General features: G+C 37.1%; 17 protein-coding genes. 6 read left to right on the top strand and 11 right to left on the bottom strand.

The window, feature by feature from the left end:
• Positions 1-14: 14 nt before the first annotated feature.
• The 5 genes from dut to nadA are packed head-to-tail and all read right to left on the bottom strand — an operon-like array spanning position 15 to position 4,428.
• On the bottom strand, positions 15-455 hold the full coding sequence (dut, locus tag FN809_RS07290) for a dUTP diphosphatase (protein ID WP_142532847.1): 441 nt from the start codon (positions 453-455) through the stop codon (positions 15-17).
• A 4-nt stretch (positions 456-459) separates the two neighbouring features.
• Complete coding sequence (locus FN809_RS07285; protein WP_142532846.1) at positions 460-1,950, bottom strand: oligosaccharide flippase family protein; 1,491 nt, start codon at positions 1,948-1,950, stop codon at positions 460-462.
• Between the two features lie 10 nt (positions 1,951-1,960).
• Positions 1,961-2,986: a Holliday junction branch migration DNA helicase RuvB gene (gene ruvB, locus FN809_RS07280; RefSeq protein WP_142532845.1), complete on the bottom strand. Its 1,026-nt coding sequence runs from the start codon at positions 2,984-2,986 to the stop codon at positions 1,961-1,963.
• A gap of 4 nt (positions 2,987-2,990) precedes the next feature.
• The gene (locus tag FN809_RS07275) at positions 2,991-3,380 is read right to left on the bottom strand and encodes a response regulator (protein WP_142532844.1); all 390 of its coding nucleotides are present in this window, start codon (positions 3,378-3,380) and stop codon (positions 2,991-2,993) included.
• 52 nt (positions 3,381-3,432) lie between these two features.
• Positions 3,433-4,428 carry a quinolinate synthase NadA gene (gene nadA / locus FN809_RS07270; protein WP_142532843.1) on the bottom strand — a complete coding sequence of 332 codons (996 nt, stop codon included), beginning with the start codon at positions 4,426-4,428 and terminating at the stop codon, positions 3,433-3,435.
• 543 nt (positions 4,429-4,971) lie between these two features.
• Between nadA and rpiB the strand changes: the two genes are divergently transcribed.
• Positions 4,972-5,409, top strand: a complete 438-nt coding sequence (gene rpiB / locus FN809_RS07265; protein WP_142532842.1) for a ribose 5-phosphate isomerase B — start codon at positions 4,972-4,974, stop codon at positions 5,407-5,409.
• A gap of 115 nt (positions 5,410-5,524) precedes the next feature.
• On the top strand, positions 5,525-5,968 hold the full coding sequence (locus tag FN809_RS07260; protein ID WP_142532841.1) for an RrF2 family transcriptional regulator: 444 nt from the start codon (positions 5,525-5,527) through the stop codon (positions 5,966-5,968).
• Here FN809_RS07260 and FN809_RS07255 read toward each other — a convergent pair.
• Positions 5,956-6,405, bottom strand: coding sequence for a VanZ family protein (locus tag FN809_RS07255; RefSeq protein WP_394348163.1), 450 nt, complete (start codon positions 6,403-6,405; stop codon positions 5,956-5,958). The genes FN809_RS07260 and FN809_RS07255 overlap by 13 nt on opposite strands.
• Before the next feature lie 135 nt (positions 6,406-6,540).
• Here FN809_RS07255 and hemW point away from each other — a divergent pair, with 135 nt between their 5' ends.
• From hemW to FN809_RS07235, 4 genes are all read left to right on the top strand, one after another.
• A complete protein-coding gene (gene hemW, locus FN809_RS07250; protein ID WP_142532839.1) occupies positions 6,541-7,665 on the top strand; it encodes a radical SAM family heme chaperone HemW in 1,125 nt (374 codons plus the stop codon).
• Between the two features lie 12 nt (positions 7,666-7,677).
• On the top strand, positions 7,678-8,061 hold the full coding sequence (locus tag FN809_RS07245) for a rhodanese-like domain-containing protein (protein ID WP_142532838.1): 384 nt from the start codon (positions 7,678-7,680) through the stop codon (positions 8,059-8,061).
• Between the two features lie 4 nt (positions 8,062-8,065).
• On the top strand, positions 8,066-8,932 hold the full coding sequence (locus FN809_RS07240; protein ID WP_142532837.1) for a cation diffusion facilitator family transporter: 867 nt from the start codon (positions 8,066-8,068) through the stop codon (positions 8,930-8,932).
• Between the two features lie 421 nt (positions 8,933-9,353).
• Entirely contained in the window at positions 9,354-9,992 is a 639-nt protein-coding gene (locus tag FN809_RS07235) for an exonuclease/endonuclease/phosphatase family protein (protein WP_142532836.1), read from the top strand.
• A 10-nt stretch (positions 9,993-10,002) separates the two neighbouring features.
• Here the strand turns inward: FN809_RS07235 and FN809_RS07230 are convergent, their stop codons facing one another.
• From FN809_RS07230 to FN809_RS07210, 5 genes are all read right to left on the bottom strand, one after another.
• Positions 10,003-10,776 carry a DUF2797 domain-containing protein gene (locus tag FN809_RS07230; RefSeq protein WP_246095517.1) on the bottom strand — a complete coding sequence of 258 codons (774 nt, stop codon included), beginning with the start codon at positions 10,774-10,776 and terminating at the stop codon, positions 10,003-10,005.
• A gap of 256 nt (positions 10,777-11,032) precedes the next feature.
• Entirely contained in the window at positions 11,033-12,289 is a 1,257-nt protein-coding gene (locus FN809_RS07225; protein ID WP_142532834.1) for a peptidase U32 family protein, read from the bottom strand.
• A gap of 189 nt (positions 12,290-12,478) precedes the next feature.
• Positions 12,479-12,646 (bottom strand): DUF1328 family protein, encoded by a 168-nt coding sequence (locus FN809_RS07220; RefSeq protein ID WP_142532833.1) that lies wholly within the window; start codon positions 12,644-12,646, stop codon positions 12,479-12,481.
• A gap of 21 nt (positions 12,647-12,667) precedes the next feature.
• Positions 12,668-13,294, bottom strand: coding sequence for a porin family protein (locus tag FN809_RS07215; protein ID WP_185957489.1), 627 nt, complete (start codon positions 13,292-13,294; stop codon positions 12,668-12,670).
• 33 nt (positions 13,295-13,327) lie between these two features.
• A complete protein-coding gene (locus FN809_RS07210) occupies positions 13,328-14,020 on the bottom strand; it encodes an OmpA family protein (RefSeq protein WP_142532831.1) in 693 nt (230 codons plus the stop codon).
• Positions 14,021-14,094 lie beyond the last annotated feature (74 nt).

Genomic DNA, 14,094 nt, shown 5'->3' with positions numbered 1-14,094 from the left:
CCCTGCCCTGTAATTTATATATTTCCTGTATGGCCAAAACCGCCATCCCCCCGCTGCGTATCCTGTAGTGTTTCCACTACTTCAAAGTTTATGCGCTCATGTTTTGCAACTACCATCTGGCAAATGCGTTCTCCAGTTTTTACCCTGTAATCTTCATTGGAAAGATTAACCAGAATAACCTTAATTTCGCCTCTGTAGTCTGCATCAATAGTACCCGGGCTATTCACTACGGAAATACCGTGTTTAAATGCCAAACCGCTCCTGGGACGTATCTGTGCCTCGAAACCCTCCGGAAGTTGAATATATAATCCGGTGGGTATTAATGCCCTTTCTAATGGTTTTAAAATAATATCCTGCGATAAATCCGCTCTCAGATCAACCCCTGCCGACAATTCTGTAGCATGTGCAGGAATAGGATTATTACTTTTATTAATAATTTTAATTTGTACAGACATACCGCTATGTAAGTTTCTTTTTGAATTCTTTATAATAAACAAGCCATAAAAATACAATTATTAGCGATAAACGCACGATATACTTCAATATATAAAAGCCTGTACTGTTTATGGCCACCACTTTGGCACTAAGGTAGGGTGTAATAAAAATGGCCAAAAAATACATTACACCTGCTATAGCGCTATAAGTAAGTAGGCTACGCCATTTGTATCGCAGCGCCCAGTTTTTGTTTCCCCAGTATATACTGAGGAAAACCATTACCAAGAAACAAACTAAGCCCGCAATAGCCGCTCCTACATACCCTAAAAGGGGTATTAATAGTATGTTTAAGCCGATGGTAATAATACTTCCCACAATACCCATATAAGCCCCATAAATTGTTTTATCGGTAATTTTATACCAAACAGATAACGTAAAATAAACGCCACTTAGTAATTGCGAAACAAGTACAATTGGTATAACGATATTACCGGTTTCGTATTCCGCTGTTAAAACAATATTTATGATGTCCATAAAAAAAGTAACTCCCAGGAATATCAACAACCCAAACAAAACAAAATATTTTAATATATCGTTATATAAAGCTTCATTGGCCGTTTCGCGGCGATCTTTGAAAAAAAATGGTTCGAAAGCAAGACGAAATGACTGAGTAAACATGGCCATTAAAACCCCAATTTTAAAATTAGCGCCATAAATAGCCAATTGCCGTAGTCCTTCCTCACCGCCAATAAGTTTTGGAATAAGTATTTTATCAATTTGAATATTAATCATTCCCGTTATACCTACAATCAGAATAGGATAGGAGTATTTATACATTTGCAATAACAATCGGAAATCCAATGTACCCAATTTATTAAAAACATCGCTACTTATAATTAGTAATACGATACCGGAAGCTGCCAAATTAGACAGCAACACGTAAAAGGCCTGATTATCGGCTATATTTAGTCCGTTAAATACAACACAGTATTCGGATTCCAAGTGCATAGGACACCAATAGAGAAAATACAGATTCAGGCTAATCAATAGGGTAACATTAACTAGTTTAAGCAGCCCAAACCGTATACTTTTGCCCTGGTATCGAAGTTTTGCAAATATAATTGCCGAAACGGCATCAACCGCTACAATTAAAGCAATCATTAATACGAGTGGAGAGGAAAAACCCTTACCAAAAAATTGTACCAAACCATCTTTATACAAGTATACAAAAACAACAAACAATAGGCTTGTAGATCCTATACTTGTAAGCGCCGTGGTAAAAACGTTTTTGTGATTTTTAGTATTGGAGAACCTAAAAAAACTTGTTTCGAAACCATAGGTTAATACTACCAATAAAATAGCAATATACCCATAAACCTGAGTAACAATACCATACTGTACCTCACTCATTGTGCGGATATAGTAAGGCATTAATAGCCAGTTGAGCAGCCTAACCAAAATAGTACTTCCGCCGTACACAAGTGTATCGCTCGCCAAGGACTTAAATTTACCCAAATTAAATGATTTAAAACAGCGAGTATTGCTGCTGATTGAATGAATCTTTACCTAAATGACTATAAGCCAATGCTGTGGCCATACGACCACGAGGCGTTCGCTTAATAAACCCTTCTTTAATTAAAAAGGGTTCATATACCTCTTCAATAGTTCCGCTATCCTCACCAATGGCTGTTCCGATGGTACTTAAACCAACCGGTCCACCCTGAAACTTATCAATTAAAGTGTTTAATATTTTATGATCCATTTCGTCGAGTCCATACTGATCGATATTCAAGGCTTTTAAGGAGAATTTGGATATTTCCAAATCAATTTGTCCGTTCCCTTTAACCTGAGCAAAATCCCGTACACGTCTTAGCAGGGCATTGGCAATTCGCGGTGTTCCTCTACTTCTTCTCGATATTTCGGCACAGGCTTCCTCACTAATTGCTGTATCTAGTATTCGCGACGAGCGTTTAACAATACCGGCCAGTACCCCATTATCGTAGTATTCCAGATGGCAGTTGATTCCGAATCGAGCCCGCAACGGACTGGTAAGTAGTCCGCTACGCGTTGTGGCACCAATAAGCGTAAATGGATTTAATTCAATTTGAATGCTGCGTGCTCCGGGGCCTTTATCAATTAAAATATCTATTCTATAATCCTCCATAGCCGAGTAAAGATACTCCTCTACAACCGGGCTTAAACGATGAATTTCGTCAATAAACAGCACATCATTACTTTCGAGATTAGAAAGAATACCCGCCAGATCGCCCGGCTTATCCAATACAGGCCCACTGGTGAGTTTAAATCCCACCCCTAACTCGTTAGCGATAATATTGGATAAGGTAGTTTTTCCCAGTCCGGGGGGGCCATGCAATAGTACGTGATCCAATGCTTCGTTACGCATTGAGGCGGCTTGTACAAATACTTTTATATTATCTACAATACCGTCCTGGCCTTTAAAATCGTTAAAATTTAAGGGACGTAATTTATTGTCAACCTCATTTTCGATGTTTTTGTAGCTTTCCTCACGTATATCAAAATTATCTTCCATCACATTATTGGGTAATACCCATTTTTTTTAACAGATATATAAACAAATCCAGTTCAAAAGGTTTTGTCATGTACTCATCCATACCGTGACTCAAACATTTATCCCTATCCCCGTCAAAGGTATTTGCCGTTAATCCAATAATAGGTGTTGAATAGTTCATATTCTCTTCGTACTTTCTGATTTCGCGAGTAGCTTCTAAACCATCCATTACAGGCATCATCAAATCCATTATTATTAAATCGTACCTCTTTTCCTTAGCCATTTCCACGGCCTCTTTCCCATTGTTGGCTATTTCAATATTGTAACCAAATTTTTTCAAATGCAGATTAATCAGTCTTTGATTAAGAATATTATCCTCTACCAACAATATAACCAGCGCATCAGAATTTTTCATTTAATAATTTTCAGTAGTTCCATTTTGTTCTAAAAATGGTATTAAAATATAATTATAATCCCAATTGAGCCGAGAGTTTCAACATTTTTTCAATTGGTTTAACCGCTTGTACCCGCACCTCTTCGGGTACCTCTATACTGGGCCATTCATGCTTCAAGGCATTGTATATCTTTTCCATTGTATTTAAGCGCATAAACTCACAATCGTTACACGCACAGGTAGAATCATTTGGTGGAGCCGGAATGAACAACTTTTTTGGGCTTTTTAGTTTCATTTGATGTATTATGCCCGATTCAGTAGCCACGATAAACGTTTTTTTATCACTGGTATAAGTATACTTTAAAAGAGAAGCCGTAGAGCCAACATGATCCGCAACCATAAGCAGAGGCTTTTTACATTCGGGATGGGCTATAATCTCGGCATCGGGATTCTCCTTTTTTAATTCTAATATCTTTTCGAGCGAAAATTTTTCGTGCACGTGGCATGCCCCATCCCACAACACCATTTCGCGTCCGGTGATACTATTGATATAATTACCCAAATTTTTGTCCGGACCAAATATCAACTTTTCATCCGGTGAAAAACTATCCACAATAGCTTTGGCGTTGGTACTGGTTACCACCATATCCGATAAGGCCTTTATTTCGGCCGACGTATTAACGTAGGTAATTACTTTATGATCGGGATATTGGTCAATAAATTTTTTAAACTCAAGCGGAGGACAGCTATCGGCCAGGCTGCACCCGGCATTTAAATCGGGTACGATAACAGTTTTCTGTGGGGATAATATTTTTGCACTTTCCCCCATAAAATGAACACCGGCCACCATAATGATATCCGCATCCGTTTTAGCGGCAAATTGTGCCAAGGCCAAACTGTCGCCAACAAAATCGGCAATATCCTGAATATTGGATTCCTGATAAAAATGCGCCATCAACACTGCGTTTTTTTCCTTTTTAAGCTTTAAAAACGCATTCTCCAAATTTTCTTTATCAATGATCGGTTCATCTACAAAACCCTTTTTTATCCACTTTTCTTTTAGTTCCATTATTATAAATAAATAAAGAGAGATTTCTAAAAATATATAAATATAGTAATAGCCTGTTAGTATGGTTTATAAAAATACAGTAAAACACTTGTATAGTCTCTAATAAACAATCAGGCTTTCCTTATTCATAGTTAATCAACAATTTTAAAAGACACTTAGTTCTTAAAAATCAAAATATTAAGTTGTGTTATTAACAAGTTGTTAATAGCGCACAAATTTAATAAGATTATCGGTTGATTACATATGTTTGTTGTTAAAATGCTGTTCAGAACATTCTATTAATTCCCTTTAAATTAATTGTGTAATCTAAAAAAGAGCTTGCATGTAGTATTTTCAATAAAAAAACAAGTTTATTTTTTATTTGTTTTCAGCTGCTGTTAACATTTTATCAACATGTAATTTGATAGTTATGCACAACTTATTTCTTATTAGTAATAAGGCAATTATTTAAGTTGTTTATGTGTGAAATAAACTATTGGTATAAGTATTTTATTGGATGCTTAAGCAATATAAACAGTTTGTTTTATCTTTGGCAAAAAAAGGATGAAAGTAAATACGATTGGTTTAGCTGCAGATCACGCGGGTTTTGAACTTAAGGAAATATTAAAAACTTATTTGTTGGATAAAGGTATCGATTGTAAAGATTTTGGAACCTATTCGGTGCAAAGTAGCGATTATCCTGATTATGCCCATCCTTTGGCTACAGCCGTTGAAAATAGCGAAGTACAATGGGGTATATCGGTATGCGGCAGCGGTAATGGTATAAACATGACGGTGAACAAACATGCAGGTATCCGAGCCGCATTATGCTGGAACAAGGAGATATCGGAATTGGCCCGATCGCATAACAATGCCAATATTTGTTCGCTTCCTGCACGGTTTATTTCGAATGATGACGCCAAGGAAATAGTGGATATTTTTTTAAATACGGATTTTGAGGGAGGCAGACACCAGCGAAGAATAGAAAAAATACCTTGCTGACTTACTGTGGCTTAAATACCGTTCTGCTTATAGAATAAATATTTTTCATTCGCTCGGCTTATTCTGTTTGAGTTTACCCATATTTGTGTATTTTAGCATTTGTAAATCTTTTATTATGCTATCAAATACATGTAAATACGCAGTGCGTTCGGTTATTTACCTGGCATTGAACCAGGAGGATGGAAAAAAAATAGGTATTAAACAAATTTCAAAAGATTTGGATATACCTACCCCGTTTTTAGGTAAGATACTCCAAACCCTGGCCAAGCAAAAAATGTTGCTTTCTAACAAAGGGCCGCATGGTGGTTTTGCACTGGCCAAGGATGCTCATGAAATAACTTTATTGGATATTGTAAAAATTATTGATGGCACGGATACCTTCGATAATTGCTTAATTGGCATGAAGAGTTGTAAAACGGCGCACGAAAATAAGCGACCCTGCCCGGTACACGATCAGTTTAAGGATGTGCGCAAACAAATGTACCAACTGTTTAAAGAAGAAACCATTGGAAATATAGCTGACCGCGTGGAGAACAAAGAAGATTACTATTTATTGTAATCACTTTTAAATAGCATGAGCTTATAAACTAAACGATGATTTCGTAGTAAAAAATACAGTGCACTTCCGCTTAAAACACCAATGGTATTAAAAACGGCATCATAAAAATTGCCGGTTCTGTAATTGGTAAACAAAAATTGGATAAACTCAAGTAATATTCCTAAAATAATAGTATCCAATATAATCCAACGTTTTCGTATGGGTCGCGAACTTTTATGGTTTTCGATAAAAAACACAAAGCTTAATGAAAAATACATGGCAAAGTGGGCAAATTTATCAAAATGCTTAAAAAACTGCACCTCCTCAGTAACCAGATTATTTGTGTTTATAGTGCTTAAAAAAACAATAATTATAAATAATAAAACAGAACGCCAATAATTTTTTAAAAGGAACATATAAATAAATTCAATTGCATTAAAATACGAAAACAGGTACAAAATTAGAACAAAATACTGGAAAACAAATGTTTCACGTGAAACGTTACAGTTGTTTTATTTTCATTTTTTACAGTTATACATGAATAATTCCGCGCTAATTTGTTAGGATGGAGTTGATAATAAAATATTGTTAGAATGGCCGGAATTTATATACATATTCCTTTTTGCATGCAAAAGTGTGGATATTGCGATTTTTACAGCCTTGTTGGCTTAAGCGATAAAAAGGAGTTTGTAGTAGCATTATGTGACGAGATAAGGATACGCAAGGAGGAACTGCAAAGGGAACCTATACAAACCGTTTACTTTGGTGGAGGAACGCCAAGCGTACTGCATATAAAGGATTTTGAAAATATTATTGCCAGCCTAAAAGAGGTATGTGATATTGCAGAATTGCTCGAGTTTACCATTGAAGTGAACCCCGACGATATAAACCTGCCTTTTTTAGATGACTTAAAACGTATAGGATTTAACCGCTTGAGTATCGGAATACAAAGTTTTAACGATCGTATTTTATCCTTTATGAATCGACGCCATAGCAGCTCGGAGGCTTTCAATGCCGTAGAAATGAGTAAAAAAGCCGGCTTCGAAAATATAAGTATCGATTTAATTTACGGTATACCGGATATGACCCTGGCAGAGTGGAAAAAATCCATTGATAAGGCTATATCGCTAAAAGTTCAACACATTTCGGCCTATCATCTTACTTTCGAACCCGGAACTGCTTTTTATAAAAAATTAAAACAAAATATCTTTCGTGAGGTGGAGGATAAACAGAGTATTGAGCAATACAATGTTCTGATAAAAGCTGTTACGAAAGCCGGTTTCGATGATTACGAGATTTCAAATTTTTGCCTACCGGGTTATCAATCCAAACATAATGCAAGCTATTGGAGCGGTTATAGTTATGTAGGTTTAGGGCCATCGGCTCACTCTTTTGCCGCACGTACCCGCCGGTGGAATATATCCGATTTAAAAAAATATATAAATAATATAAAAAGGGGAGAGGTTTTTTACGAACAAGAAATTTTATCGGATATTGATGTTTATAACGAAAAGATAATGTTAGGTTTACGTACTAAAAATGGTGCTGAAATAAGAGATTTACACAGTATGGATAAAAAAATGGTACAGCTATTTAATGAAAAGATGCAAAAAAATATAATGTTGAAAAATGTATTTACACAAAATGGTCGCTTAAAAGTGTGCAAGGATAAAAAAATTTTGACAGATCAAATTATATCGGATTTTTTTGTGGTTTAAAATAAGGATAATATGAGGTGGATAGTATTGGTATTGTTGCTGGTTCCTGTGCATTGTTTTTCGCAAAAAGAAAAGTTGATTGAATGCGATGATTTTTACAATAGAATTACCTCCGACGGCAGCATATATATTGTGGATATCAGGTTACACGATGAATACCAGGAAAATAGGATAACAGATGCGCATTGGGGCGGAAACAAGGAAACATTTAAAAAGATGCTTATTGATATAAATAAAAAATCGCCCGTTTTTTTATATTGCGAAAAAGGAAAAAGAACTAAGGAATGTGCCGTATGGTTACGTTCCTTGGGATATAAAAATGTATACCAACTCAAGGGAGGATTTCGCGAATGGATACAAAATGGTTATCCGGTGGATACCTCGTCAATAAAATAAGGCCATGAAATCAATAAAAAATACAAATATTGGATTGATACTTTCATGGCTATCTATATTTTTAAACATAGTGCTGTTTGCCGTTAAGTTTTGGGTAGGTATTTTATATAATTCGGTGGCACTGGTTGCCGATGCATGGCACACCTTAACGGATTCTATATCCTCGTTTGCCGTTATGATTGGCATAAAAATTTCCTTAAAGCCCGCCGACGAAGATCACCCATTTGGTCATGGCAGAGCCGAACTTATTGCGACCATTTTTGTGGGTATTTTATTGGCCATTGTAGCGGCTAATTTTACTTACGAGTCCATTTTAAAACTCATTTCGCACCAGTCCGTTGATTATGGAAAATGGGCCATAATAGTTACACTTATTTCCATAGTGGTTAAAGAAGGTATGGCGCAATACTCTATCCGTAGTGGTAAAAAAATGGAATCGAAAGCCTTAATTGCCGATGGATGGCATCACAGAAGCGATGCTATTTCGAGTATAATCATTTTAATAGGTATATATTTAGGAAAGTATTTTTGGTGGATTGACGGTGCATTAGGACTGGTTGTTTCGGGCTTGATTTTTTACACCACCTATAAAATTTTAAAGGAAGCGCTGTCCTTATTTCTGGGCGAAAAAATTGATGAAAACTTAAAAGAAAGTATCCGCGAAATAGGCTTTAAAACCTTTACTCGTAATTTGGATGCACACCATTTTTTAATTCATAGATACGGACATCATTCCGAATTAACCTTCCACATTTCCCTGCCGGGTACCATGAGTTTAAGCGAAGCACATGATTTAGCCACCCAATACGAAAATAAGGTAAAAGAAAAGTATAGCATTGGGGTTACCATTCATATCGATTCGATAGATTAAATTTCTGCTATGTTGGTAAGGATTTTGGGTAGCTGCTACATTGGAGTAAGGGATGAATGCCTACGGTGGTACCTACGCTGACCTTTATTCATATCTACCACAATTTACGAATGGTTCAGCCTGGAAATACCTGCTTTCTTTTATATTTTTATGTTGATAGTCAACGATTATAAGTTTGTTATCAAATATATTCCTTATAATATATAAAATTAACGCATTGTAAATAAATACCTTGTATATTTAATACAAACTATTTATAATGAGGCTATTTGTTACTATATATGTTTTAATTTTTTTAGGTTTGTCCTCCTGCCATAGAGCTAACAAGGGGGTATCTTTTTCTGCTATTCGGTTTCATTGCGCCTATACCAGCAATCCTATTGACTTTTATCAGCCTTATTTTGATACATTACAATTTTACATGAGTAAGGTGAAACCGGACTTAATAAGCTTTGAAGAAACAGAATTTACAGATTCGTGCCTTAAACATATTGAATCGGAAGGGTATCAGTTTATGCCTGTAAACACTTTAAAAGAGGACACTCAGATTAAATTTTCGCCAATAGCCATTAAAAAAAAATCTTTCGACTTTTTAGCCTCTTCTTACTATATCTACAGAAATAAAACATTGCAGGAAAATAAAAATATGCTTACGTGGTATCAGTTAAAAAATAAGCACTCCGGACATATTTTCTATTTTTTTCGACTTCAGCTTCAGGATACTATACCATCCTATCACTCCAAACAAATAGCTTTTGATTTATTAAAAAGGATAGATGAAATATCTGCCGGCGTACCGGTTATTTTAATGGGCGATTTTAAAGATAGCAATGTTACCGTTAAAAAGCTTTTAACCGACGATTGGAAAGGTGTTTACGCATTGAGCGATGTAAAAACAACAAATAAAAATATGGAATTTTTAGTAAACGATTTTTTAAAAATTGTAAGCTTTGATGCGGGTGCAGCCAACGATTCCTTGATAAACAAGTTAGTGGTTCGGTTTTCCTTTAGCACCGGAAAAATAGGTAAAAATACAAGCGGAGCAATCATCCCGGAATAACCTGGTTTTTTCAGTCGGTGACATCCATTTCTATCAGATAGCCGTTGTGACGACGTATATTCAGAACATTCGTATTATCCAATATTAGATATTGTCCTTTTATACCGGTAAGCGTGCCTGCTACCTTGTCTGTTTTATCAAATGTTGCGCTTTTTACTTTAGCCGGAAATTGGTTTACGGGAAAATTGATTTCGGTGATTTTATTGTCGGCAGTGCAATACTGTTTTAGTTCGGCAGGTAAATATTGGCAGGCCTTTTCTTTTTCGGCCAGCAGGTCTGTTTCCATTACATTACCTTTTAGCATACCCTGCCAACTTGTTTTATCGGTATAATGTTGCATCAAAAACTTTTCTATTGTACCGGCAATATGTCTATTGGGTGTTTCTGCAACAATGATGGCAAAGGAGGCGCCCTGGTCTATCCACCGTGTTGGTACTTGTGTTTTTCGGGTGATTCCTATTTTAATATTCGACGATACGGCCAGATATACCACATGTGGTACCAGGCAATGCTGTTTAGCCCATTCGGCATCGCGCGATATGCCCAAATGTGCCTGGCATTTATCCGGTTGTAACACACATTCACTGGCTTCCGGAGCTTGGGTAAAACAGGTGTAACAAAAGCCCTGACCAAAAGATTTATTGGTTTTTTTACCACATGCAATACAGTTTATTTGATGTAAATAATTGAAACTTACTTTTTTGTCGATAAATTGGTTGATGGATACGCGCTCCCCGCCAATGGGTAAAACGTATTCCACGGTATCGCTTAAGTCACATGTCATCTTTTTTATATTGCCCTGATATTTCATTATTTATTGAGTTTAGTATTAAGCGTTCTTATTTGGTTTTGGCTTTTAGTACTTTATTAAGCCCCATACCTACTACTGCCTCCAAGATAAGAAAAACGGCATAAGTTGATTATAAACGTCATGTAAGTTCTTCCCCCTAAACTGAAAAGGCGGGGAATTACCGTGCCAAAGGTTCGGGGATGGGGGTTAATTAATTCTGACCACCGGTAGCCTACTACTCGATTAGCGTTTACTGATTCAGTGCTGCATGTGCACTCACCATCTTATACAATTTATCCGATCGGCGTACTTTTTGGGGTACGGGTATCGAGAAAGAATCTCCTTTAACGGTTTCTTCCACTTTTTGCAAATCTACCCTTATTTCAGGAACGGTCATTTTTATTACGCCTGTTGTTGGACCGGTAATTAATATTTCGTCGCCTACTTTTAAGCTTTGAGTTTCCATCGTAAATTCGGCTACACCTATCTTAGGGAAATAGTTGGTACCTTTACCAATGTACATCTTTCTTTTTGTGGCTCTGTTGCCATAGTTGTGACTCCATTCTCCCAGTTTTTGACCCAGATAATAGCCATCCCAAAAACCACGGTTAAAAACGGTAGCCAGTTCTTTGTTCCAATCTTCTATTTTTTTCGGGCCATAGCTACCATCTAAAATAGCATTTAAAGCCGCGTTGTAGGCTTTAACTACGGTGTGCACATACTCGGGTCCTCTGGCACGTCCTTCTATTTTAAAAACGCGTACACCAGCATCTACCATCTTGTTTAAAAAATGAATGGTCTTTAAATCCTTGGGCGACATGATATATTCGTTGTCCACTTCCAATTCCTGTCCGGTTTCCTTGTCGGTAACGATATAGCTGCGTCGGCATGTTTGCAGGCAAGCACCGCGGTTGGCCGATGATTGGGTGTTATGCAGGCTCAGGTAGCATTTACCCGAAACTGCCATGCACAAGGCTCCATGACAAAACATTTCTATTTGAATAAGATTTCCGTTGGGCCCTTTTATCTGTTGCAATTGAATTTGATGGTATATCTGTGCCACCTGATCCATATCCAGCTCCCGGGCCAGCACCACCACATCGGCAAACCGGGCATAAAACTTTAGCGCTTCAATATTGGATATGTTGAGTTGGGTGCTCAGGTGCACCTCAATGCCAATTTCTCGGGCAAAGGAAATGGCCGAAACATCAGAGGCTATTACAGCCGATATGAGTGCTTCTTTGGCCGCCAATATAATTTTTCGCATCAGGTTAAGATCCTGATCATAGAGCACCGTGTTTACGGTAAGATAGGTTTTAACATTATGTTGTTTGGCTATCTTCACTATTTGATGCAAATCGTCAACGGTAAAGTTGTTGCTCGATCGGGAACGCATGTTTAATCCCTCAATGCCAAAATAAACAGAATTGGCTCCTCCCTGAATGGCCGCGCGAAGTGATTCGTAAGAACCAACAGGTGCCATTATTTCAAATTCTTCTCGCTTCATCTTTTATGTAAAAATCAATAGGGCGCAAAGGTACTTATTTTAGTAAAAATAAAAATCCGCAGCGCCCTGAATCATTTATACGATTGTACACTAGTTGGGGAAACTGCGGAATGAATAAGCGCAATAGGCTTAATATAAGAAAAATGTGAGGCTAAAGGGTAGTTTAGGATAGGTAATGTTTTAAAGGATTTATTTCCATCCTCTTACACCACCGGCTATAAGAGATATCAGAAGTAAGACCACAAAAATGAAAAATATAATTTTTGCAATTTCAACGGCTCCGGCTGCAATACCTCCAAAGCCAAATATAGCGGCTATAATGGCAATAATAAAAAATGTGATTGCTAAACGTAACATAACAGTAAGTTTTAAGATGAATTAAAATTTAAGACCAACAGATATCTGGATTACCCTGTTTTTGGCATCACCCAGCATATCGTACGAGAACTCATCGTCTTTAGCTACCTGACAAAGACCCAGGTTATAGTTTAAACCAATAATTAACGGATCTAAATCAAAGCCCAGGCCGGCCGTAAGACCATAATCAAGCGATTTAAAATTTTTTCGATCAACATCGTCCTCCGAATTCACTTCAAATTCGCCAAATATATCGGCATCTGTTTTAAGATTGGCATTAATTAAATAACCTACATATGGACCCAATTGAAATTCAAAATCTTCGGATAAATTGAATACTAATTTAACGGGAACATTGATATAATTTAAATTGAATTTTGTTTCACCATCGGCAACTCCGTCATATTCCACTTTAATACCCTGCCGCGAATATAGAAGTTCGGGCTGTATGGCAAATGATTCGGTAAGAGATATCTTGTTGTATACCCCAACATTAAATCCAATTTTCATGTTTTTATCGTTATTATCGTCGATGCTGAGGGTTGATAAATTGACCCCTCCTTTTACACCAACTGAAGACTCCTGTGCTTTAATGCTGCTTACCATGAAAAGACTTGCCACAGTAAAATATATAAATGCTTTTTTCATAATCATTTGATTTTAATTTTTTAAAGTGCGTGTTTATTTTTCTATTTCACCTATATCTCCTTTTTCGGCTGCTTTCTTTAATTTTTTATTGGCATAAATAGCCACTTCTACCCGCCGGTTCAGTCTTCTGCCCTCTTCGGTGGCATTATCGGCTATCGGCATCGCTTCGCCATGACCCACTATGGTGAATCTTTTGTTGGCTACGTTGCGATCTGTAAGTTGGTCAACTACGGATTTGGCTCGTTCTTCCGATAACTTTTGATTGTATCCCTCGGCTCCTTTGCTATCGGTATGGCCTTCAATAAGAATCTCCGTGTCGTCGTACTTGTTAAGCACCTTGGCTAATTCTTCTATGTTTTTTTTCGAAGGTTCGGTGAGTTGCGATGAATCGAAACCGAACAAAATGCCTGAATCAAAGGTGATTTTAATCCCTTCTCCTATTCGCTCTACTTCGGCGCCTTCCAGATCTTTTTGAAGTTCTTCGGTTTGCATGTCCATGTACTTGCCTATAAGTGCTCCGGCGGCACCTCCTATCATGGCACCAAAAATTACGCCTTTAGCGGTATTGTCCGATCCCGAACCTATGACTCCGCCTATGGCACCTCCGGCACCTGCTCCTACGGCTCCACCTTTAAGTGTTTTGGTTGAGTTGCAGCCTCCTAAAATTACTATCAACCATATCATCAAAAGTGAAGCGAGTTTCTTTGCTAATTTCTTTGCTTTCATTGTTTTCTGTTTTGCATTTACAACCCTAAAAAGGTAATAAACGTGCCACATCGTAAATGCCCGCTTATTGTTAG

Origin of the sequence: Saccharicrinis carchari, from assembly GCF_900182605.1 — a bacterium.
In the GTDB taxonomy this organism is placed as follows: domain Bacteria; phylum Bacteroidota; class Bacteroidia; order Bacteroidales; family Marinilabiliaceae; genus Saccharicrinis; species Saccharicrinis carchari.
The sequence above is the reverse complement of the archived record's forward strand: the minus strand, read 5'-3'. Positions and strand labels throughout refer to the sequence as shown.

Coding starts and splice junctions, on each gene's coding strand:
- dut (WP_142532847.1), bottom strand. CDS start 455: ATGTCTGTACAAATTAAAATTATTAATAAAAGTAATAATCCTATTCCT.
- ruvB (WP_142532845.1), bottom strand. CDS start 2,986: ATGGAAGATAATTTTGATATACGTGAGGAAAGCTACAAAAACATCGAA.
- FN809_RS07275 (WP_142532844.1), bottom strand. CDS start 3,380: ATGAAAAATTCTGATGCGCTGGTTATATTGTTGGTAGAGGATAATATT.
- nadA (WP_142532843.1), bottom strand. CDS start 4,428: ATGGAACTAAAAGAAAAGTGGATAAAAAAGGGTTTTGTAGATGAACCG.
- rpiB (WP_142532842.1), top strand. CDS start 4,972: ATGAAAGTAAATACGATTGGTTTAGCTGCAGATCACGCGGGTTTTGAA.
- FN809_RS07260 (WP_142532841.1), top strand. CDS start 5,525: ATGCTATCAAATACATGTAAATACGCAGTGCGTTCGGTTATTTACCTG.
- hemW (WP_142532839.1), top strand. CDS start 6,541: ATGGCCGGAATTTATATACATATTCCTTTTTGCATGCAAAAGTGTGGA.
- FN809_RS07245 (WP_142532838.1), top strand. CDS start 7,678: ATGAGGTGGATAGTATTGGTATTGTTGCTGGTTCCTGTGCATTGTTTT.
- FN809_RS07240 (WP_142532837.1), top strand. CDS start 8,066: ATGAAATCAATAAAAAATACAAATATTGGATTGATACTTTCATGGCTA.
- FN809_RS07235 (WP_142532836.1), top strand. CDS start 9,354: ATGAGTAAGGTGAAACCGGACTTAATAAGCTTTGAAGAAACAGAATTT.
- FN809_RS07230 (WP_246095517.1), bottom strand. CDS start 10,776: ATGACATGTGACTTAAGCGATACCGTGGAATACGTTTTACCCATTGGC.
- FN809_RS07225 (WP_142532834.1), bottom strand. CDS start 12,289: ATGAAGCGAGAAGAATTTGAAATAATGGCACCTGTTGGTTCTTACGAA.
- FN809_RS07220 (WP_142532833.1), bottom strand. CDS start 12,646: ATGTTACGTTTAGCAATCACATTTTTTATTATTGCCATTATAGCCGCT.
- FN809_RS07215 (WP_185957489.1), bottom strand. CDS start 13,294: ATGAAAAAAGCATTTATATATTTTACTGTGGCAAGTCTTTTCATGGTA.
- FN809_RS07210 (WP_142532831.1), bottom strand. CDS start 14,020: ATGAAAGCAAAGAAATTAGCAAAGAAACTCGCTTCACTTTTGATGATA.